Below are 22,586 nucleotides of genomic sequence, written 5' to 3'. Positions count from 1 at the left end.
TTCGCTAGGGAGAAACCATGAGTTCAGAAGATCAAACTGCTTCTCAAACAGAACAAACCAATGAAAATACTTATGACTCCTCTAGTATCAAAGTATTACGTGGCTTAGATGCGGTTCGCAAACGCCCAGGTATGTATATTGGTGATACTGATGATGGTTCAGGTCTACATCATATGGTGTTTGAGGTTGTAGATAATGCAATTGATGAAGCACTTGCTGGTCACTGTGACGAAATATGTGTAACGATCCATGAAGATGAATCTGTTAGCGTATCTGACAATGGTCGTGGTATCCCTACTGATATTCACCCAGAAGAAGGCGTGTCTGCTGCCGAAGTCATTTTAACGATTCTTCATGCCGGTGGTAAGTTTGATGACAACAGCTATAAAGTATCAGGTGGTCTGCATGGCGTAGGCGTTTCTGTTGTAAACGCATTGTCTAAAAAATTAGAATTGACCATTCATCGTGCTGGCCAAATTCACCAACAAGAATATAAACATGGTGATCCAGTTTATCCGTTGAAAGTGGTTGGTGAAACCGCGACGACTGGTACGACTGTTCGTTTCTATCCAAGTGAATTGACCTTCTCTCAGACTATTTTTAATGTCGATATCTTGGCACGTCGTTTACGTGAGTTGTCATTCCTCAACGCAGGTGTACGTATTGTCCTACGTGATGAACGTATTGCTGCTGAGCACGTTTTTGACTATGAAGGTGGATTGTCTGAGTTTGTAAAATACATCAATGTGGGTAAAACTCACTTGAATGAAATTTTCCATTTTACTGTACAGTCAGATAACGGCATTGGTGTTGAAGTTGCGTTGCAATGGAATGATACCTACCAAGAAAACGTACGTTGCTTCACAAACAACATCCCTCAAAAAGATGGTGGTACACACTTAGCAGGTTTCCGTGCAGCATTGACCCGTGGTTTAAACAACTATATGGACAGCGAAAACATACTCAAAAAAGAGAAAGTTGTTGTTTCAGGTGATGATGCTCGTGAAGGCTTAACAGCGATTGTTTCTGTCAAAGTGCCAGATCCAAAATTCTCTTCGCAAACTAAGGAAAAATTGGTTTCAAGCGAAGTGAAGTCTGCAGTTGAGCAGGCAATGAATAAATCTTTTTCAGAATATTTACTTGAGAATCCGCAAGCAGCAAAAGCGATTGCAGGAAAAATCATTGATGCTGCTCGTGCACGTGATGCAGCGCGTAAAGCGCGTGAAATGACACGTCGTAAAAGTGCTTTAGATATCGCAGGTCTTCCAGGTAAGTTGGCAGATTGCCAAGAGAAAGATCCAGCATTGTCTGAACTGTATTTAGTCGAGGGTGACTCTGCGGGTGGTTCTGCGAAGCAAGGTCGTAACCGTAAGATGCAAGCCATTCTTCCGTTGAAAGGTAAAATCCTCAACGTGGAACGTGCGCGTTTCGACAAGATGATTTCCTCTCAAGAAGTGGGAACGCTGATTACGGCACTTGGCTGTGGTATTGGGCGTGAAGAATATAATCCAGATAAATTGCGTTATCACAAAATCATTATCATGACCGATGCCGACGTCGATGGTTCACACATTCGTACGTTACTGTTGACTTTCTTCTTCCGTCAAATGCCTGAACTGGTAGAACGTGGTTATATCTATATTGCACAACCACCATTGTATAAGTTGAAAAAAGGTAAGCAAGAACAGTACATCAAAGATAATGATGCGCTTGAGACTTACTTAATTTCAAATGCAATTGATGAGCTTGAATTGCATGTGAGTGCAGAAGCACCAGCCATTCGTGGTGAAGCTTTAGCAAAAGTCATTGCGGATTATCAAACTTCACAAAAGAGTTTACAGCGTTTAACTGTACGTTATCCTGCAAGTTTACTTGATGGTTTATTAGGCTTAGATGCATTTAAACTTGATCAAAATCATGATGAAGCTTATGTAGCAGAATGGTCTGAGAAACTACGTTTAGCGATTGAAAAAACGCAACCAAGTTTACGTCCAGAAATTAGCATTGAAGGCTTTGAAAAAGAGCATGCTGATGGTTCGAGAGTAACTCATTTCTGGCCACGTGTAACAGTGTATGTTCATAACTTACCACATCATTATTTACTTGATAATGGCTTGTTGGCATCGAATGAATATAAGCGTTTATTGCAGAACTCAAAAAGCTGGTTCACTTTACTTGAAGAGGGTGCTTACCTTCAAAAAGGTGACAAGAAAATTAATGTTGTGACTTTCCATGATGCATGGTCGCACATTTTGGCAGATTCACGTCGTGGCATGATGATCCAACGCTATAAAGGTTTGGGTGAGATGAATGCGGATCAGCTTTGGGAAACAACCATGGATCCTGAAAACCGTAATATGCTTCAAGTGACCATTCAAGATGCGATTGAAGCTGATCGCATGTTTGCATGTTTAATGGGTGATGACGTAGAACCTCGTCGTGCATTTATTGAAGAAAATGCTTTGAATGCAGATATTGATGCATAGGTTTTAAAGATAAAAAAAGCATCCTGCGGGATGCTTTTTTTATGCATACAAGAAATTAGACAGAGAACGTGTGAATCGTCACAAAAAAATAGACAAAATTTAAATTAAAAATTAATCTACTCTAAAGAATAGCAATAAATAAGTTTATTTATTTAATACACTTAAAATATATTTAATATTAACTTAATAATGTGTGTGGAAATATTCTCGTGTGAATTTTACTGCATAAATAAAAATAAATTTGATGGATTATCTCGCAATGAATGCCAAAAAAATATTATTCGCAGCGCTAACGACACTCTTAGTCTCGAATTCAGCAAAAGCAGATCAAACAGTATGTATCTTTGATTTATTAGGTCGAGCAGGAGAGTCTTACAAATTAATGGAAGAATGGGCGCTTGCTTCCAAAAATTGGGGCGCAGATGTCAAACTTGTTGCCTATCAAAAAGAAGAACAAGCAGATCGCGATTTTAAAAATGGTAAATGTGATGCTGTTGCAATGACCACCATGCGTTCGCGTGAATATAATAAATTTGCAGGTTCAATTGATGCACTCGGTGGAGTTCCTTCCAATGATATTGCACGTCGCGCAATTTCATATGCACTCGATCAAAGAAATGCAAAGCGTCTTGTCAGCACCATGAAGGGTGAAAAATATGAAGTTGCTGCCATTGCACCTTTAGGTATTGCTTACATTTTTGTACGTGATCGTTCGATGGATACGATTGAAAAAGGCATTGGTAAAAAGTTTGCCTATTTACACTATGATATCGCACAAAAAATAGCAATTGAGCGTGTAGGAGCAATAGGTGTGCCTTCCGATATATCAACTTTTGTCGGCAAATTTAACCGAGGAGAGGTAGATTCGATTGCAGCGCCTGCTTATGCATTTAAGCCTTTAGAAATTTATAAAGGGTTAGGTAAGAGTGGTGCAATGTTCACGTTTCCATTGATTAATGTCACAGGAAATCTAATTATTCGACAAAATAAATTTCCTGAGGGATTCGGACAAAACTCTCGTGCATGGTCACTTCGACAATTACCTAAAGCAATGAATACGATTCGTCGTTTAGAAGCTGAAATTCCTGCACGTTATAAATTAAATGTCACTGCGGAAGATAAGCTTCGATACCAAAAATTATTAAGAGATGGTCGCATAGAACTGACGCAGCGTGGAATTTATGATCCTGTCATGATGCGTGTATTAAAACGTGCACGATGTACCGTTGAAAGAACCAATTTTGAGTGTTCTCTAGGTGGAGAGTAATAATTATAAATTTATGATTAATAAGATAAAGTTTATAAATATTGAAATTATGAATATGAGAAACAAAAAAATAGAGTAATAACTCTATTTTTTAACAATAAATGTGATTAAAATACAAAAATGGAAGTGAAATCAATCCATAATAGAAAAATAAGGATCTAAGGATGAAAAAAATTACACTAGCAGTGATGGCAGCATCAACCGTTGGCTTTACCACTGCATCACAAGCAAAAGTTGATGTGTGTGTATTTGATTTACTTGGAAAATCAGGTGAATCATACCAAATGGCTCAAGAGTGGGCTTTGGCTGCAAAAGCATGGGGTGGAGATATTAATCTTGTACCTCGTCAAGATGAAGCTGTTGCAGATAATGATTTTAAAGCTGGAAAATGTGATGCTGTATTCATGACTGCGATGCGGGCACGTCAGTACAACAAATTTGTAGGCTCAATCGACTCTCTGGGTGGCGCGCCAAGTAATGAAATTGCAAAACGTGCGATTACTTTTGCATTAGATAAACGTAATGCTGCCAAAATGGTAACTAACTTAGGTGGTAAAAAATACGAAGTTGCAGGTGTTGCGCCATTAGGTTCTGCTTTTATTTTCGTGCGTGATAAAAAGATTGATTCAATTGAAAAAGCTGCAGGTAAAAAGTTTGCAGTATTAAGCTACGATGCAGCACAAAAAATTATGGTACAACGCGTAGGTGCTCAGGCTGTGCCGTCTGATATTTCTAACTTTGTTGCTAAATTCAACAATGGTCAGGTTGATATGGTAGGTGCACCAGCTTATGCATACAAACCTTTAGAAATTCAAAAAGGTTTAGGTTCAACAGGTGCAATGTTCAATTTCCCAGTATTGCAAATCACAGCAGATTTAGTTATCCGTCCAGATAAGTTTCCAGCAGGTTTCGGTCAAAAATCTCGTGACTTTTTCGTGAAGAATTTACCGAAGAGTTTCAGCATGATTAATCGTTTAGAAGCGAGTATTCCTGCAAAATACAAAATGAATTTGACGGCTGAAGATAAATTGAAATATCAAAAATTGCTACGTGAAGGTCGTATGGATCTAACCAAGCAAGGTATCTATGATCCATCAATGATGTCTGTGTTGAAGAAGGCACGTTGTTCTGTCGAAAAATCCAATTTTGAGTGTTCACTTGGCGGTGAATAACTTTGATTTCATTAAAAAAATCTTAGAATTTTTCTAAGATTTTTTTTTATATTTTGATGTCACATCTGCCATTGTAGATTTATAAAAAGAACGTATTCTTAATTAAAAATAAAGTGTGCTTGATGGATCAGCCAATAATAATCTTAAAAATATTCATTCAAATTTTTAAGAAAGTCATGTCTTATGCAACCTGCCCATACTTTAAAAGACTCAATGGATTTAACTCGAGCTGATCAATATAGTGACATATTGAAAAAACCAAGAAAAATGAATGAACAAGGAACAATAAAATGAATTTAACAAAAACATTATTAATGACAGCAGGTTTGATGACTGTTGTTTCTACAGCACAAGCAAAACAAGTGATGTGTGTGTTTGACTTGGTTGGTAAAAATGGTGATGTATTCGCATTGATGAAAGATTATCAACTTGCTGCAAAACAATGGGGTGCAGATATTGAGTTGAAAGTTGGACAAAATGAAGCCGTGATTGCCGAAGATTTCAAAGCTGGTAAATGTGATGCAGTCAGTATTACAGGTATGCGTGGCCGCCAATTTAATAACTTCACAGGTTCTTTGGATGCGATTGGTGCGATCCCAAATTTGAAGTTGGCTGTTCAAGTCATGCAAGGTTTAGCGAGTCCAACATTTGCAAAGCATATGAAAAAGGGTAATTACGAAGTTGCAGGTGTTGTACCCGTTGGTGATGCATATTTAATGGTACGTGATCGTAGTATTAACACTGTTGCTAAGGCGGCAGGTAAAAAAATTGCAGTACTCGATTATGACCAAGCACAAAAAATTATGGTTCAGCAAATTGGCGCACAAGCAGTTAACTCTGATGTTACCAATTTTGGTAGTAAATTTAACAATGGTCAGGTTGATATTATTGGTGCACCAGCAGCTGTATTTAGACCGCTTGAGCTACATAAAGGCTTAGGCACCAAAGGTGCCATTGTGAATTATCCAATTCTACAAGTGACTGGTAATGTAATTATTCGTGCTGACAAATTCCCAGCAGGTTACGGTCAAAAATCTCGTGATTGGATCAAAACGCAATTACCTCGTGCCAATCAAATTTTGGGTAAAATGAAAGCGGATATTCCAGCAAAATATTGGATGAATGTGCCTGCAGGAGATCAGCCAGGTTATCAAAAGCTGATGCGTGAATCACGTATTGCATTAACCAAACAAGGTGTTTATAACAAGCAAATGATGAAGTTGCTTTGGCAGTTCCGTTGTAAGAGCGCACCTACAAACTTCGAATGTAGTATGCAAGAAGAAAATTACAAATAAGTTTGAGCTTTAAAAATCAATCCTGATAAAAATACTCAGAATAAACTTTAAAGTTCGAGTTATGACCATATATTGAGTATGTTATACTTTCTATATGGTCTTTTTATTTTGAAGCCAATCTAATTTGAGGAAAACATCATGACTGCCCAAGCACTTGAGCTGACTGACAATGCAGCGAATAAAGTTCGCCAACTTCGTGACAGCGAAGGGAATCAGGATCTTATGTTACGTGTTTATGTTACTGGTGGCGGTTGTTCAGGTTTCTCTTACGGCTTTAACTTTGCTGAAAGCCAAAACGAAGATGATGCTGAATTTGTTAACGGTGATGTAAAGATGTTGGTTGACTCATTGAGCTATCAATATCTAGTTGGTTCTAAAGTTGATTATTTAGAAGGTTTGGAAGGTTCTCGTTTTGTTGTGCAGAACCCGAATGCAACGACAACTTGTGGTTGTGGTTCTTCTTTCTCTATCTAATTTAAGCTTCGAATATTGAAAAAGCCCGCATGATGCGGGCTTTTTTTATAGCTGAAAGTTTATGAAGGTTGTATCGATTGCAAAATATGATGGGTCAGTTGTTCAGCATTCTGAACAGGAATCCAATGTGTTGCATCCATTTGAATTTCTTTATAAGGTGCATCAATATATTGATGATTCAATTCCACGCTTTTTTCTACAATCGCTGAATCATGTTTACCCCAAATAAATAAAGTCGGTACTTTTACTTTTTTTAAGAGATTTCGATTACTACTAAATGGCAATCCACGATACCAATTTAACGAAGGTGCTAGACGTTTCTCAAGCAGCATTTCTTTTTTAAAGTCTTCTAATTGTTGAGGTGTCATACCTGAATCTTTCAGTAACGCTTCGCCAAGTTTTGGTATTTTATAAAATAAAAATTCAGGGACCCAAGGTAATTGAAACAAACCAATATAGTAAGATTTGATCAGTTGCGTACTGCTATAGAATGAGCGCATAAATGCCGCTTTATGAGGGACAGAAATTGCAGTTAGATGTTTTATTTTTTCTGGATACTGCAGTGCGACTTCCCAAGCCACAACAGCTCCCCAATCATGTCCGATCAATGATACAGGTTGATCGATCAAATCTAAAAGCTGATTAATATCAGCAACCAAATGTTGTGTTGCATATGCTTTGCGGCCTACAGGTTGTGCTTTTAAACTATAGCCACGTTGATTGACTGCATAAGTTCGAAAGCCTTGCTGATTTAAAATTTCACTGCTTTGTTTCCAAATATTCGCAGTTTCAGGAAAACCATGTAGCAACACAATCGGATGACCCTCTAAAGGTCCTGTATCAATGACATCAAAACTTAAATTGTCGCGTTGAAACTCAGTGATTCTTTCTGTTTTTGTTGTTTTGGTCATTTTATATAATTACTCAATATCCATGTATGATCTTTATATTCATATAGATTTCAAATTTTTATAATTGCTATTAAGGTCACTATTAAGTGAAAAAAGGTCGAAGATTGTTAAACAATTTCGACCTTTAGATTAATGATAATTTTATTTAAACAGCAGTAATCGTTCCTAAAATACGAGAGCCTTTTGCCCCGGTCACTTCAGGTAAATTACCTGTAAGTTGATTCATAAAGCGCATCGCTAACCATGCAAAAGCAGTACCCTCAACCCAAGTTGGTGATAAGCCAATCGCGGTTGTGGTCTGTACAGACCAATTGTGTTTTCGTAAGCGCCAACGCAGTTGTTCTAACAAATGTGAGTTATATGCACCGCCACCGCAGACGTAAACTTCACCTGTATCTAAAGGGGAGCGGTAAATGGCTTTTTTAATGGCACGGGTGGTGAGTTTTAATAAGGTTGCTTGCACATTTTCAGGCGTATCTTCGAGTTCATCATATTGATGATCATTACGCCAATCTGCAATTTGTTCATCAAGCCACTCTAGATTAAAGTCTTCACGACCTGTACTTTTCGGTGGTTCTTTAGAAAAAAAGTCATGTTCTTGCAGTCGATCGAGCAGTGATCGAATCGGCGTTCCATAGGCAGCCCAATTGCCATTTTCATCATAAGGCTGTCCTGTATAGCGTTCACACCATGCATCCATCAAGATGTTCGCAGGGCCAGTATCAAAACCATAAACGCCTTTTTCATCACCCGCAGGCAGCATGCTGACATTGGCAATACCACCGAGGTTTAAGATCACACGGTGAATGGTTGGATGTTGGAATAAAGCTTGATGAAAAGCTGGAACGAGTGGCGCACCTTGACCACCTGCTGCCATATCACGGCGGCGAAAATCGGAAATGACAGGAATCTGAGTGATTTCAGTGATGATATTGGGGTCACCAATTTGCAGAGTAAAACCATGTTCCGGGCGATGACGAATGGTTTGACCATGTGAGCCAATCGCTTTGATTTGTGTTTTATCTAAATGATTTTCAGCAATGAGTTGATTGATCCCATGACCAATCATTTGTGCAAGTGCAACATCGGCTTTACCCATACGATCAATTTCGTTGTCATCTGGCAAGGTAAGCGCCATGAGTTCATCACGTAAATCGGGATCGAAAGGACGTGTCAATGTGGCATGAATATGTAAAGGATCAAATGAAGCAGCAACAAAATCGACGCCGTCCATGCTGGTTCCAGTCATTACGCCAATATAGATTGATGTCATATAAGATACTTCGCCTGCATTGTGCTGAAAAAATGTTAGTATATCGCACAAATTGAATAACTGACGTATTTGGGTTTTGTGATGTCAAATTTCCTGCCAGCTGAAGAACAACTTGCCCTCATCCAACGAGGCACTCATGAAATTATTTCTGAAGAGGATCTGTTAAAGAAACTCAAGAAAAATCGTCCTCTCAAAATCAAAGCAGGTTTTGATCCTACAGCTCCAGATTTACACTTAGGTCATACTGTTTTAATTAATAAGTTAAAAGTATTCCAAGACTTAGGTCATGAAGTATTCTTCTTGATTGGTGACTACACTGCAATGATCGGTGACCCAACAGGTAAGAGTGCAACGCGTCCACCTTTGTCTCGTGAACAAGTGTTAGAAAATGCCAGAACGTATCAAGAACAAGTCTTTAAAATTCTTGATCCGAATAAAACTAAAGTGGTGTTCAACTCAGAATGGTTTGCACAAAAAACTGCAGCTGATTTGATTCAATTGGCTTCACAGCAAACTGTTGCACGTATGTTAGAACGTGATGATTTCACTAAGCGTTATAACAACCAACAACCGATTGCGATCCATGAATTCCTATATCCATTGGTTCAAGGCTATGACTCCGTTGCTCTAGAAGCAGACGTAGAGTTAGGTGGTACAGACCAAACTTTTAACTTGTTGATGGGGCGTACACTTCAAGGTCGTTATGACCAAGAAGCGCAAGTGTGTATTACTGTGCCAATTCTTGAAGGTTTAGACGGCGTAAACAAAATGTCTAAATCTTTACATAACTATATTGGTGTATTTGATGCACCAGGTGCGATGTACCAAAAAGTATTGTCTATGCCAGATAGTTTAATCGAACGTTATTTCGATTTATTAAGCTTCAAATCAATTGAAGAAATTCAACAGTTGTTAAAGGAAGTGGCTGAAGGACGTAACCCACAAGAAGTGAAGAAGATTCTTGCTTTAGAGTTGGTTGAACGTTTCCATAGTGCTGAGGCTGCTGCAAATGCACATAAAGGTGCAGGGAATATCATTACTGAAGGCGAGCTTCCAGAAGGGACTCCTGAAGTCACGATTTCACGTGCTGAATTTGGTGGCGAAATGTTTATTGCCTCTATCGTTCGTGCGGCAGGTTTAACATCAAATGCTGCTCAAGCCAAAGATGCTGTTTCACGTGGAGCCGTTAAAATTGATTGGCAAGTAGTCGATGCTTCATTCTCAATCAATGAAAACAAAACTGTGATTGTTCAAGCAGGTAAAAAAGCAATCGCTAAAGTGACATTCACAGATTAATTTCTAGAAGAGTCTCACCTCATTAAGATACTGAATTAGGTGAGTAAAGAGCTGTCAGAAATGATGGCTCTTTTTTATGCATGAAAGAATTTTTAAATTTTTGGTTGTTGACGACAGAATCATTTAAAATGCCGCATCCAATACTTATTTGTTTGAATATCTATGATTCAGTTAGACCAACTTACGATACGCCGCAGTGGACGTGTTTTATTTCAAAAAGCATCTATGCAATTGCATCCAGGTTGGAAGATTGGTCTAACAGGTGTCAACGGTGCAGGTAAATCGACACTGTTTTCTGCACTTTTAGGTGGTATGGAATCTGACGGTGGTTCATTGACGCGCCCTGCGGTATGGACTGTGGCGCATATGGCGCAAGAAATCAAAGCACTTGATATGAAAGCAATTGATTTCGTTCTTTCAGGTGATGAAGAGTATTGGGATATTCAAAATAAATTGGATCATCCAGATCAGTTGTCGAATGATGAATTAGCACATTTGTATGGTCGTTTTGATGAAATCAATGGCTATTCAGCAGCATCAAAAGCATCTCAATTGATGGCAGGTTTGGGCTTCTTCGAACATCAATCTGAACTGAGTGTTTCAAGCTTCTCGGGTGGATGGCGTATGCGTCTGAATTTGGCACGTACTTTGATGAGCCGTTCAGATTTATTACTCCTTGATGAACCGACTAACCATTTGGACTTAGATGCAATCCTTTGGTTAGAAGACTGGCTCAAGGCCTATGAAGGTACTTTGGTGTTAATTTCACATGACCGTGATTTCTTAGATGCCATTACCGATCATATTCTACATATTGAAAATCAAGAATTGATTCTTTACACAGGTAATTATTCAACCTTCGAGCGTACGCGTAGTGAACGTTTGGCACAGCAACAACAAGCCTATGAAAAGCAATTAGAAACACGTGCGCATTTGCAGAAATATATTGACCGTTTTAAAGCACAAGCAACTAAAGCAAAACAGGCACAGAGCCGTATTAAACAACTTGAACGTATGCAGGAACTTTCTGCTGCTCATGTTGATACGCCGTTTACATTTAGCTTCCGTGAACCAACCAAAATGAGTTCGCCGTTGCTGCAACTTGAGCATGCAGATATTGGTTATGGCGATAAACTCATTGTCACCAATGTGAACCTTCAAATTACTCCAACTAGCCGTATTGGTTTATTGGGTATGAATGGTGCAGGTAAATCAACATTGATCAAGTCTTTGGTCGGTGATCTAGAATTGCTTCAAGGTGAGCGTAAAGATTCTGAACTGCTGAATATTGGTTACTTTGCACAGCATCAAATGGATGCTTTGGATGGTAGCGCGAGTCCCATGTTGCAGTTGGCTCGTATTGCAGATCGTAAAATCAGTGAAGCAAGCTTGCGTTCTTTCTTAGGGAGTTTTGGTTTCTCAGGCGAACGTATGGATACGCCAAGTGAAAGCTTTTCTGGAGGTGAACGTGCGCGTTTAGCATTGGCACTCATCGTATGGCAACGTCCAAACGTATTGATTCTCGATGAGCCAACCAACCATTTGGACTTAGACATGCGCCATGCACTTACTATGGCACTTCAGGATTATGAAGGAGCAGTGGTGTTGGTTTCACATGAGCGTCAATTGGTGGCAAGTGTTTGTGATGAATTGATTTTAGTGCATGGTGGTGTGAGTCGTGAGTTTGAAGGTGACTTGGTTGCTTATGCAGATTGGTTACGTCAAGCACGTATTGATATGATGAAAAGTGGTCAACAACCTGCAGCGCCTGTAAAATCACAAGTCGTTGCAAAGCCTGTGGCATCTAAAGGGGATAAAGAAGCACAGCGTAAAGAAGCTGCACGTCGCCGTGAACTCAGTCGCCCTGTCCGTAAGAATATTGAAAAGTTAGAAGCAGAAATTGGCAAGATTCAACCGCGTTTAGGTAAAATCGAAGAGGCTTTGGCTGATACCGCTTTATACGATGCGAATCGTAAAGATGATTTGTTGAAGCTCATGAATGAACAAACTGAACTGAAAGGCAAGTTAGAACAAGCGGAAGAGAAAATGCTTGAACTAATGATGGAACTAGAAGAGTTAGAAAGTTCATTTGATGAGTAATGTCTAATTAAGAACAAAAAGCCCAATGTAGATTGGGCTTTTTCTTATTAAAATACTGAATATAATTTCAAACTTTTTAGTGATAATACTGATAAATAATCTAATAATAAAATGCCTATTGGATCTTTAATATGATAAGAGTTTTAGCTGCAATAAGTTTTGCTGTATCAGGATTTTTTGCAGCAACAATTGAAAAGTATAATCAGGGTTTATGTGTTTTTGAATATATTAAGCCTAATGCAGTGACTTATCTAAGGGATTTACACGGTGTTTCATCAGATGATTATGTGATGATTGGTATTTGCGGTTGGGTGGCTGTATTTTTTGGGATAGTGTTGTACTTTGTTAAGAATAAAATTTTATTTACTACGATCTTATTGTTCGCATTTGGGTTGGAGTTGATGTTGCTGAATATGATAGACACTGTTCCTTATAAAACAGTCTTATATGATTCGATTTTTCAATGTAATAATTGGTCAGTACTAGGATGGTTTTTAATGCAGGTGATTACTATGGTGTTAACAGTAATTTATTTAGCAAGAAATAATTACGCGGATTGGTAATCAGTGTTTATAGCTCATCTACCTTCGGGATATCTTTTGGCTCGTTATCTTTATAAGAGAATTCAGCCGTCCAATATAAGTAAGAAAATGTTCTATAGTGCCGTGCTGATAGGTGCAGTATTCTCAGATTTTGACTTATTTTATTTTTATTTAATTGATAATCGGGCCGTACATCATCATAAATACTTTATGCATTGGTTTTCATTTTGGATACCTATATTTTTGGTTGCAATAACTTGGTTGAAGATAAGTCAATTTAAATCAAAATGTGCCACTATACTCAGTTTATTTTCTGGGGCGGTATTGATGCATATATGTCTTGATACATTTGTTGGTGATGTTTGGCTATTTATGCCCTTTATTGATAAACCTTATGTTTTTTTTGAAGTTACTCCTCGTTATCAACCATGGTGGCTTAATTTTGTATTTCATTGGTCATTTGGCGTGGAATTAGTGATTTGTTTATATGCTTTATATCAATTTAAAGTAAGAAAGAGCATTAATTAACTGTTTATTATAAATTTCTAACAAGAACTGATGAAGTAGGGAAACGGGCAGTTTTAATAACAAAATTTTAAGTATAAAAAACCGCGCTTTCGCGCGGTTTTTTATTTAAAGCGACAAATTATTTTTTGTCATCTTTAACTTCAGTGAACTCAGCATCTACAACGCCGTCGTCCGCTTTTTGAGATTGACCAGCATCGCCACCTTGGAATGCATTTGGATCAAAACCTTCAGCGCCACCTTGACCTTGAGCAGCTTCATAAGCACGTTGGCTGATCGGCATGATGATGTTTTGAAGTGCTTCAGTTTTCGCTTTGATGTCATCTACATCGTTTTCTTTAGTCGCTGTTTCTAACTCAGCAACTGCAGTTTCGATTGCAGTTTTTTCATCAGCAGTGACTTGATCGCCAAGATCTTTGATCGCTTTTTGAGAAGACGAAACTAAAGCATCAGCTTCGTTACGTGCTTTTGCAAGCTCTTCAAATTTACGATCTTCTTCAGCATTCGCTTCAGCGTCTTTAATCATCGCTTCAATTTCAGCATCGCTCAAACCAGAGTTTGCTTTAATTTGAATTGATTGCTCTTTACCCGTGCTCTTATCTTTCGCAGATACTTTCAAGATACCATCAGCGTTGATGTCGAAAGATACTTCAATTTGTGGCACACCACGTGGAGCAGGTGGGATATCGCCTAATTGGAAGTTACCTAACAATTTGTTTTGCTGCGCCATTTTACGTTCACCTTGGAACACAGAAATGTCTACAGCAGGTTGGTTGTCAGCAGCAGTTGAGAACACTTGAGATTTCTTCGCAGGAATCGTTGTGTTTTTCTCGATGATCGCTGTTAACACGCCACCCATTGTTTCGATACCAAGTGTCAACGGAGTTACGTCAAGTAAAAGTACGTCAGTTTTGTCACCTGAAAGTACAGCACCTTGAATCGCAGCACCCATTGCTACAGCTTCGTCTGGGTTCACGTCTTTACGTGGCTCTTTACCGAAGAATTCTTGAACCTTCTGTTGAACCATTGGCATACGTGATTGACCACCCACCAAGATCACGTCAGAGATGTCAGAAGTCGAAAGACCAGCATCTTTAAGCGCAATACGGCAAGGCTCAATTGTACGAGCAACAAGATCAGCAACTAAACCTTCTAATTTCGCACGAGTAACGTTGATCACTAAGTGTTTAGGACCAGTCGCATCAGCAGTGATGTACGGAAGGTTGATTTCAGTTGCATTAGAAGAAGACAATTCAATCTTCGCTTTCTCAGCAGCTTCTTTCAAACGTTGCAACGCTAAAGGATCTTGCTTCAAGTTGAAGTTTTGTTCTTTTTTGAACTCTTCAACTAAGAACTCGATTAAAGCGTTATCAAAGTCTTCACCACCAAGGAATGTATCACCGTTTGTAGACAATACTTCGATTTGTTGGTCGCCATCAAGGTCAGCAATTTCAATGATTGAAACGTCGAATGTACCACCACCAAGATCGTATACAGCGATTTTACGGTCGCCTTCTTTCTTGTCCATACCGAATGCAAGTGCAGCAGCAGTTGGTTCGTTGATGATACGTTTAACTTCTAAACCAGCAATTTTACCTGCATCTTTAGTTGCTTGACGTTGAGCATCGTTGAAGTAAGCAGGAACTGTAATCACAGCTTCAGTTACTGTTTCGCCTAAGTAGTCTTCAGCTGTTTTCTTCATCTTTTTCAAGATTTCAGCAGAGATTTGTTGTGGCGCTAATTTTTTATCGTTTACATCAACCCAAGCATCACCATTGTCTGCTTTGATGATTTTGTACGGCACAAGACCGATGTCTTTTTGAACCGCTTGGTCTTGATACTTACGACCGATCAAACGTTTGATCGCATATAACGTATTTTTAGGATTCGTTACTGCTTGACGCTTTGCAGATTGACCTACAAGAATTTCACCATCTTTATACGCAATAATAGATGGAGTTGTACGCGCGCCTTCAGCGTTTTCGATTACTTTAACTTTGTCGCCTTCAAGTACTGCTACACAAGAGTTTGTAGTACCTAAGTCAATACCAATGATTTTAGCCATTTGGATGTTTCCTCAAAAATATTGTTGCAATTGTTTATGCTTGTTATCCGATATGAGAGCCAATGATTTTTTTTCAAGTAAAAATTTTAAAAAAAATCACAAACTCTCGAAATTCTTTGACCTTACTGACCAACCATAACCATTGCAGGGCGGAGTAAACGACCTGAAAGTGTGTAGCCTTTTTGAAGCACTACCCCAATTTCACCTGCTTTAGCATCTGGAGAAATACCCACAGCTTGGTGTAAATCAGCATTAAAACCTTGAGTAGTGTCGACAGCGACAACGCCGAATTTTTCAAGCGTGGTCAATAAAGATTTCAACGTCAGTTCAACACCTTCAGAAAGAGGGGTCTTTTCATCACCAACAGCTGTAATGGCACGTTCAAGGTTATCCACTGAATCAAGCAGCTCTTTCGCAAACTTTTCTAATGCAAATTTTTTCGCTGTATCTGCTTCACGCTCTAAGCGTTCTTTCGTTTTTTCAGCTTCATATTTTGCATTAGCAGCAACAGCTTTTTCATATTTTAAGCTTTCATTTAACGTTGCAACTTGAGCTTGTAAGTCTTCAACAGAAACTTCAGCTTGCTCTACTTCAACTTGCTGTTCAGTTTGTTCCGTTTGAACGTCCTGAGTTTGCTGGTTTTGCTCATTTGCCATGGAAGATCTCCGCTTAAATGGGTTTTTAAACATGTACAGTCCTTTGGCAGCAGAGTTAACTGCGTTAATCAGAACTGCCATGATTGTTTAATTCATCAATACTCAAGAAATGCGGGCTAGTCACAAAAATTCAAGTTAATAAGCTGTTTATTTAATAAAAATGAGTTTTTTAGCAGAATTGATGAGAAATATTGATTCAATAAAAGTGAACAACAAAAGAAATTAAAGTACATTTGTATGTAAATTAATCAATATTAAATTGTGACTTATGTCACAAAATGTGTTAATATTTCACTGTAACTCTTAGAAAAATATAAAAAAAGTATAAATAGATATAAAATAAGTCTTTCATTAATTTTTTTAATCTCTGTATTATCTTTAACCAGATTCTATCGCTGTAGTTTCTATTTATTTTTTAGCAGTTTTGCTTTTTCTAGCCCATTCAACCTCCTTGAATGGGCTTTTTTTTGTCCAAAGAAAACTTACAATGTTAATTTAAGGCTGATTCATATTACCAATGTTATTGAACATTGGATTTTTAGCTTAAATATTTAGTCTAATAATCACATAAAATCTTTTAAATAATAAATTGTTAAGTTTACTCAAATGTGACGATATGTTCTGTCTAGACCTTTTTACATATTTTTCAAAACTGCAACCCGATCATTTTAAAAGTCTAACCAAGAGTACACGCAAGAAATAAAAAAATTAGGAATGATAGGCACTCGAAGCAAATACCAAACTTCGATGTATTAAAAGCTGTTTTAAACAAAGGAATATATGTATGAATAAATTAGGTCTTTTTTCTCTTATTTTGGCTGGTGCAAGTTTAACAATGGTGGGCTGTGCTTCTAACTCAACGCCTGAAACTGCACAATCTTCACCTGCATCAGTTCAATCAGATGCGTCAATTGCTCAGTCTGCTACAACTGATATTGATGCTCAAAATGGTGTTGCAGTACAAGCTGATCCAACATTACAAAATGCAGAACCTATTCAAGCAACACCTTCAAGTGAATTACCTCAAGCTGAACAACCAGTTCAATAATTGAAACGGTTGCTGTTGAGCAACACAATAAATAGTGATCTAAACAGCTAATGAAGCATTTTAGTAATAACAGATTCTATTTATTAAATCATGAGAGAATAGACAGTAGGTCGGATGCCTCTACTGTCTATTTTTATAAGAAGTATGTATTTCTATTTATATGCATTTTTTAAGATTGTATTTATAGACTGTAAAAGTAGAACTTGGTTTTCATAATAATTTCTAACTATGGAAACAATGAAATAGTTCTAGATTCAAAATGAATGAAATAAGTGAATATTTTAACTAAAGAAAAGCCTAGATATTATTTCTAGGCTTTGATCTTTAAGGTAAGAGCGTGGAATGGTTAAGCTTGGTTCAATCATCCTTACGATCATTCTCTCGTTTACGACGCGGATCATTTTTCTGATCACGTTTTTGCTCCCAACGCTTTTGATTGTTATTAAAACTTGGGCGAGCCGGTGTCGAGCGGTTATTCCAGCGATTACGATCTTCAGCTCTTTGCTTTTGGATCTCACGCTGTCTTTGTTCCATTTGGTTACGACGATCCTGCTGATTTTTAGCTTGTTCACGACGATCTTTATCACGTTTAAACTGATCACGACGGTCTTGCTCGCGCTTTTGATTCAGCTCGCGTTGATGACGTTGACGGTCTAAGTCTCGGTCACGTCTTTCACGATCTAAGCGAGATTGATGCTCTCTTTGAGCACGTTCACGCTCCCACCGTGCTCGATCAATTTGATTACTACGATCACGGTCATAGCGATAATCGCGATCAGATCGGTCATAGCTACCATTATAGTAAGGACCATCATCAGGAAATGCGACACATCCGACGGCCATCACCGCTGTAGCAATAGAGATAAATACGACTTTAATCGTCATAGCGTTCACCTTTATATGAGATGATCAGGAATAACAAAAAAAACCTGATAAATAGATAAATAGTCAATGACAAGACTGCTATGGTCAGATTAGCGTATTGATGTTTTGAATTTGTATATGAATGAATAGACTTGTATAACAATATAGTCAGCTAAAACCTGATCATGTAGGAAATATGAAGAATGAGGATGGAACATGGGATCGTTAAATAATAAATTACAACAACTGATGGAAAATGGACAAGGTTCAGCAGGTCGTACATTGGATCGTTTACCAAGTGTTGTACAAGAGTCACTTGTTAAAGTCTTGGGCTATCCTTATCAATATCCTCAACTCGACAGTTTCACCAAATGTTTGATGGCTGCACAACTCAAACAAGGTAAGTCAGGTTTTATTGGGGATAATGTTGATTATTCACGAAAAACCTTTGAAACTCAGATTCAATCCATTACACATAAATCGACACATGTTCAGTTTGTCGACGATATTCGACTACCTCTACAGAGTGGCAGTATTTTCGCACGTCATTATCATCCAGCACCGAATAAAAAATTACCGATGGTGGTGTTTTATCATGGTGGTGGTTTTGTAGTAGGAAGTGTAAATACTCATGATGAAGTATGTAGACTGCTCGCGGTACATGCCAAAGTGCAAGTGATCAGCATTGATTATCCACTTGCACCAGAAACTTCACCCCAAGCGTTAATTCAATCTTGTGAAGATGCCTTAGCCTGGGTTTATCAAAACCGTCGTCAATTTAAAATTTTAAAAAATAGAATTGCAGTTGCAGGGGACAGTGCGGGCGGTAATATCAGTGCTGTTGTTTCACAACGTGCCGCAAATAGTAGTTATGCACCTCAAGCTCAGTTTTTGATTTATCCCGCTGTTGATTTTAAAAGTCGTCATCCTTCATTTTTTGCATATAACGACGGATTGATCCTGACCAGTAAAGATATTGATTATGTGACTGACTATTATGCGACTCAGCATGGTGTTGGCTTAGATGATCCTCTCATTTCACCCATCTTTGGCAGCTTTAAAAAGCTTGCTCCAGCTTTTGTGGTAACAGCAGGACATGATGTATTACATGATGAAGGAAAGATCTACGCACATAAACTTCGTCAAAATGGAACAAAGACTGAGTATCATGATTATGATGATCAAACGCATGGCTTTATTAATCTAACGTTGATTTCTCGAAAGTCTAAAAAGAATGTGATTGAAATGAGTAAAGCATTTCGTAAATTTTGGGATAAGGTGAGCTGATAACAACTCTTTTATATAGATGATGTGAAAATGTGATTACTCAATGATTTTGAGTAGCAACGTTTTAATGATTGATATGTGATCACCATAAGCATTTATATTCAATAAGCCTCAGTTGAATTCAATTGGGGCTTATTCATTTTCATATTTGAAAATTTAACTAAGATTCGGTCTAATCTTATTATGAGAACTAAAACGAAAATAGACTTAGTCTTGATCTAGACTGAAACATAATAAAATTTGAATTTGATAATTAATCCATCTATATAGAATAGATACGCAAGTCATTTATTATCGAACTAAAATATCATCCAGCTTAAACTTAATTATTCAGTTCAAAACTGAGAAGGTCTATCTAATATGTTAAATAAAATCGCCATGGGTGTTGCCATTCTTGCAACAAGCACAGTCGCTCTTGCAGCAAATACACAAATGCAGATCAAAACCTCTGCGGGGAATATAGATATTGAATTGTTTGATGATAAAGCACCTATCACGGTAAAGAACTTTAAAACTTATGCCCAATCTAATTTTTATAATGGCACGATTTTCCATCGCGTGATCCCAGGCTTCATGATTCAGGGGGGAGGTATGGACAGTCGTATGATTGAAAAGACCACTCGAGCGCCGATTCGCAACGAAGCAAATAATGGTTTAAAAAATACAGTAGGTACATTGGCAATGGCACGTACCAATAATCCTAATTCAGCAAGCACTCAGTTCTTTATTAATGTGGCTAATAATGATTTCTTGAATAAATCAGGCTCAAATGCAGGCTATGCGGTGTTTGGTAAAGTGGTTAATGGCATGGATGTCGTCAATAAAATCACTAAAGTACCGACTAGAAACTTTGGCATGCATCAAGATGTACCTAAAAATCCCATTAAAATTCTGAGTGTGACGATTAAAGCGCCAACAAAGAAATAATATTGCAAAATTAAAGCAGAAATATTTTATTCATATTTCTGCTTTATTATTAGAGGTTTATGTTTGATTTGGTATGTTAATGCATCAGCTTGGTGCATAAAAAAAGAACACACGATAAAACAAGCAGTTAAAAGCGCTTGCGTGTGTAGGAAATTGCCCTATAATGAGCTCATCCCGACGCGATACAGCAAACGAACTTAGCTGAACAGGTTAAGTTGTTAAGATTGTATTGTGTTGAACTTGTCTCTGACGAAGAGCAAGAAGATCATTAAGAGATTATGAAGAACAACTTGTGTGGATTTTTACTGATTGATTGATCGAAATTATTTTCATTGATTGATGGTAGAAATTACTCGAAGTTTATTTGAGAAATATTTGTCAGAAAATTGATGAGCCAAGATTGGTGCCCTTTAAGGCACTAAGCAATATTAAACTGAAGAGTTTGATCATGGCTCAGATTGAACGCTGGCGGCAGGCTTAACACATGCAAGTCGAGCGGGGAAGAGTAGCTTGCTACTTTACTTAGCGGCGGACGGGTGAGTAATGCTTAGGAATCTGCCTATTAGTGGGGGACAACATTTCGAAAGGAATGCTAATACCGCATACGTCCTACGGGAGAAAGCAGGGGACCTTCGGGCCTTGCGCTAATAGATGAGCCTAAGTCGGATTAGCTAGTTGGTGGGGTAAAGGCCTACCAAGGCGACGATCTGTAGCGGGTCTGAGAGGATGATCCGCCACACTGGGACTGAGACACGGCCCAGACTCCTACGGGAGGCAGCAGTGGGGAATATTGGACAATGGGGGGAACCCTGATCCAGCCATGCCGCGTGTGTGAAGAAGGCCTTTTGGTTGTAAAGCACTTTAAGCGAGGAGGAGGCTACCGAGATTAATACTCTTGGATAGTGGACGTTACTCGCAGAATAAGCACCGGCTAACTCTGTGCCAGCAGCCGCGGTAATACAGAGGGTGCGAGCGTTAATCGGATTTACTGGGCGTAAAGCGTGCGTAGGTGGTCTTTTAAGTCGGATGTGAAATCCCTGAGCTTAACTTAGGAATTGCATTCGATACTGGGAGACTAGAGTATGGGAGAGGATGGTAGAATTCCAGGTGTAGCGGTGAAATGCGTAGAGATCTGGAGGAATACCGATGGCGAAGGCAGCCATCTGGCCTAATACTGACACTGAGGTACGAAAGCATGGGGAGCAAACAGGATTAGATACCCTGGTAGTCCATGCCGTAAACGATGTCTACTAGCCGTTGGGGTCTTTGAGACTTTAGTGGCGCAGCTAACGCGATAAGTAGACCGCCTGGGGAGTACGGTCGCAAGACTAAAACTCAAATGAATTGACGGGGGCCCGCACAAGCGGTGGAGCATGTGGTTTAATTCGATGCAACGCGAAGAACCTTACCTGGTCTTGACATACAGAGAACTTTCCAGAGATGGATTGGTGCCTTCGGGAACTCTGATACAGGTGCTGCATGGCTGTCGTCAGCTCGTGTCGTGAGATGTTGGGTTAAGTCCCGCAACGAGCGCAACCCTTTTCCTTATTTGCCAGCGGGTTAAGCCGGGAACTTTAAGGATACTGCCAGTGACAAACTGGAGGAAGGCGGGGACGACGTCAAGTCATCATGGCCCTTACGACCAGGGCTACACACGTGCTACAATGGTCGGTACAAAGGGTTGCTACCTAGCGATAGGATGCTAATCTCAAAAAGCCGATCGTAGTCCGGATTGGAGTCTGCAACTCGACTCCATGAAGTCGGAATCGCTAGTAATCGCGGATCAGAATGCCGCGGTGAATACGTTCCCGGGCCTTGTACACACCGCCCGTCACACCATGGGAGTTTGTTGCACCAGAAGTAGGTAGTCTAACCGCAAGGAGGACGCTTACCACGGTGTGGCCGATGACTGGGGTGAAGTCGTAACAAGGTAGCCGTAGGGGAACCTGCGGCTGGATCACCTCCTTAACGAAAGATTGACGATCGGTAAGAATCCACAACAAGTTGTTCTTCATGAAGATGTATCTGAGGGTCTGTAGCTCAGTTGGTTAGAGCACACGCTTGATAAGCGTGGGGTCACAAGTTCAAGTCTTGTCAGACCCACCATGACTTAAGATACATCGAATCTATAAATGATAAGCTGGGGACTTAGCTTAGTTGGTAGAGCGCCTGCTTTGCACGCAGGAGGTCAGGAGTTCGACTCTCCTAGTCTCCACCATACATTCTTCGGAGTGTATAAGCTGAGAAATTATAGAACTTAGTAAATTAGACGATTGAGTTTAAGTTTATTAATTTCTGTGATTTATCACAGTTACCTGCGATCCGATGAGGACGTAGTTAATCATTAACAGAATATATTTGAGTTGAAATAAATTGTTTAAGGCTCATTTCAAGTAGG

General features: G+C 38.9%; 17 protein-coding genes, 2 tRNA genes and 1 rRNA gene. 15 read left to right on the top strand and 5 right to left on the bottom strand.

The window, feature by feature from the left end; all coding sequences use genetic code 11:
- The first annotated feature begins 17 nt into the window (after positions 1–17).
- The 5 genes from gyrB to erpA all read left to right on the top strand — a co-directional run bounded on the left by gyrB (position 18) and on the right by erpA (position 6,694).
- Positions 18–2,486, top strand: coding sequence for a DNA topoisomerase (ATP-hydrolyzing) subunit B (gyrB, locus tag AC5YDM_RS14345; protein WP_496152755.1), 2,469 nt, complete (start codon positions 18–20; stop codon positions 2,484–2,486).
- Positions 2,487–2,745: 259 nt separating this feature from the next.
- Positions 2,746–3,753, top strand: a complete 1,008-nt coding sequence (locus AC5YDM_RS14340; RefSeq protein WP_496152754.1) for a putative solute-binding protein — start codon at positions 2,746–2,748, stop codon at positions 3,751–3,753.
- 164 nt (positions 3,754–3,917) lie between these two features.
- Positions 3,918–4,925, top strand: coding sequence for a putative solute-binding protein (locus AC5YDM_RS14335; protein WP_496152753.1), 1,008 nt, complete (start codon positions 3,918–3,920; stop codon positions 4,923–4,925).
- Between the two features lie 290 nt (positions 4,926–5,215).
- Positions 5,216–6,220, top strand: coding sequence for a putative solute-binding protein (locus tag AC5YDM_RS14330; RefSeq protein ID WP_496152752.1), 1,005 nt, complete (start codon positions 5,216–5,218; stop codon positions 6,218–6,220).
- Between the two features lie 138 nt (positions 6,221–6,358).
- On the top strand, positions 6,359–6,694 hold the full coding sequence (erpA, locus tag AC5YDM_RS14325) for an iron-sulfur cluster insertion protein ErpA (protein WP_496152751.1): 336 nt from the start codon (positions 6,359–6,361) through the stop codon (positions 6,692–6,694).
- Positions 6,695–6,753: 59 nt separating this feature from the next.
- On the opposite strand, the gene AC5YDM_RS14320 is transcribed toward erpA, so the two are convergent.
- The gene (locus tag AC5YDM_RS14320; protein WP_496152750.1) at positions 6,754–7,605 is read right to left on the bottom strand and encodes an alpha/beta fold hydrolase; all 852 of its coding nucleotides are present in this window, start codon (positions 7,603–7,605) and stop codon (positions 6,754–6,756) included.
- Positions 7,606–7,750: 145 nt separating this feature from the next.
- The gene (locus AC5YDM_RS14315; protein WP_496152749.1) at positions 7,751–8,878 is read right to left on the bottom strand and encodes an anhydro-N-acetylmuramic acid kinase; all 1,128 of its coding nucleotides are present in this window, start codon (positions 8,876–8,878) and stop codon (positions 7,751–7,753) included.
- Between the two features lie 81 nt (positions 8,879–8,959).
- Between AC5YDM_RS14315 and tyrS the strand changes: the two genes are divergently transcribed.
- The 4 genes from tyrS to AC5YDM_RS14295 all read left to right on the top strand — a co-directional run bounded on the left by tyrS (position 8,960) and on the right by AC5YDM_RS14295 (position 13,344).
- Positions 8,960–10,174, top strand: a complete 1,215-nt coding sequence (gene tyrS / locus AC5YDM_RS14310; protein ID WP_496152748.1) for a tyrosine--tRNA ligase — start codon at positions 8,960–8,962, stop codon at positions 10,172–10,174.
- 162 nt (positions 10,175–10,336) lie between these two features.
- Complete coding sequence (locus tag AC5YDM_RS14305) at positions 10,337–12,274, top strand: ATP-binding cassette domain-containing protein (RefSeq protein ID WP_496152747.1); 1,938 nt, start codon at positions 10,337–10,339, stop codon at positions 12,272–12,274.
- Between the two features lie 131 nt (positions 12,275–12,405).
- Complete coding sequence (locus tag AC5YDM_RS14300) at positions 12,406–12,837, top strand: hypothetical protein (RefSeq protein ID WP_496152746.1); 432 nt, start codon at positions 12,406–12,408, stop codon at positions 12,835–12,837.
- Between the two features lie 36 nt (positions 12,838–12,873).
- Positions 12,874–13,344 (top strand): metal-dependent hydrolase, encoded by a 471-nt coding sequence (locus tag AC5YDM_RS14295; protein ID WP_496152745.1) that lies wholly within the window; start codon positions 12,874–12,876, stop codon positions 13,342–13,344.
- A 118-nt stretch (positions 13,345–13,462) separates the two neighbouring features.
- Here AC5YDM_RS14295 and dnaK read toward each other — a convergent pair whose 3' ends face one another.
- Together dnaK and grpE are read right to left on the bottom strand one after the other, a co-directional pair.
- A complete protein-coding gene (gene dnaK, locus AC5YDM_RS14290; protein ID WP_496152744.1) occupies positions 13,463–15,406 on the bottom strand; it encodes a molecular chaperone DnaK in 1,944 nt (647 codons plus the stop codon).
- 122 nt (positions 15,407–15,528) lie between these two features.
- Positions 15,529–16,062: a nucleotide exchange factor GrpE gene (gene grpE / locus AC5YDM_RS14285; protein ID WP_496152743.1), complete on the bottom strand. Its 534-nt coding sequence runs from the start codon at positions 16,060–16,062 to the stop codon at positions 15,529–15,531.
- A 784-nt stretch (positions 16,063–16,846) separates the two neighbouring features.
- On the opposite strand from grpE, the gene AC5YDM_RS14280 reads away from it, so the two are divergent.
- Positions 16,847–17,110, top strand: a complete 264-nt coding sequence (locus AC5YDM_RS14280; RefSeq protein ID WP_496152742.1) for a molybdenum ABC transporter substrate-binding protein — start codon at positions 16,847–16,849, stop codon at positions 17,108–17,110.
- 357 nt (positions 17,111–17,467) lie between these two features.
- On the opposite strand, the gene AC5YDM_RS14275 is transcribed toward AC5YDM_RS14280, so the two are convergent.
- Positions 17,468–17,995, bottom strand: a complete 528-nt coding sequence (locus tag AC5YDM_RS14275) for a hypothetical protein (RefSeq protein WP_496152741.1) — start codon at positions 17,993–17,995, stop codon at positions 17,468–17,470.
- A gap of 195 nt (positions 17,996–18,190) precedes the next feature.
- Here AC5YDM_RS14275 and AC5YDM_RS14270 point away from each other — a divergent pair, with 195 nt between their 5' ends.
- The 5 genes from AC5YDM_RS14270 (at position 18,191) to AC5YDM_RS14250 (ending at position 22,406) form a co-directional block, all read left to right on the top strand.
- Positions 18,191–19,261: an alpha/beta hydrolase gene (locus AC5YDM_RS14270; protein WP_496152740.1), complete on the top strand. Its 1,071-nt coding sequence runs from the start codon at positions 18,191–18,193 to the stop codon at positions 19,259–19,261.
- 360 nt (positions 19,262–19,621) lie between these two features.
- On the top strand, positions 19,622–20,188 hold the full coding sequence (locus AC5YDM_RS14265) for a peptidylprolyl isomerase (RefSeq protein ID WP_496152739.1): 567 nt from the start codon (positions 19,622–19,624) through the stop codon (positions 20,186–20,188).
- Between the two features lie 430 nt (positions 20,189–20,618).
- Positions 20,619–22,156 (top strand): 16S ribosomal RNA (locus AC5YDM_RS14260).
- Positions 22,157–22,217: 61 nt separating this feature from the next.
- Positions 22,218–22,294 (top strand) — tRNA-Ile (locus AC5YDM_RS14255).
- Positions 22,295–22,330: 36 nt separating this feature from the next.
- A tRNA-Ala gene (locus AC5YDM_RS14250) sits at positions 22,331–22,406 on the top strand.
- The last annotated feature ends 180 nt before the right edge of the window (positions 22,407–22,586 follow it).

This window comes from Acinetobacter sp. CY81 (assembly GCF_059515925.1).
This window is presented reverse-complemented; position numbering and strand designations above follow the sequence as displayed.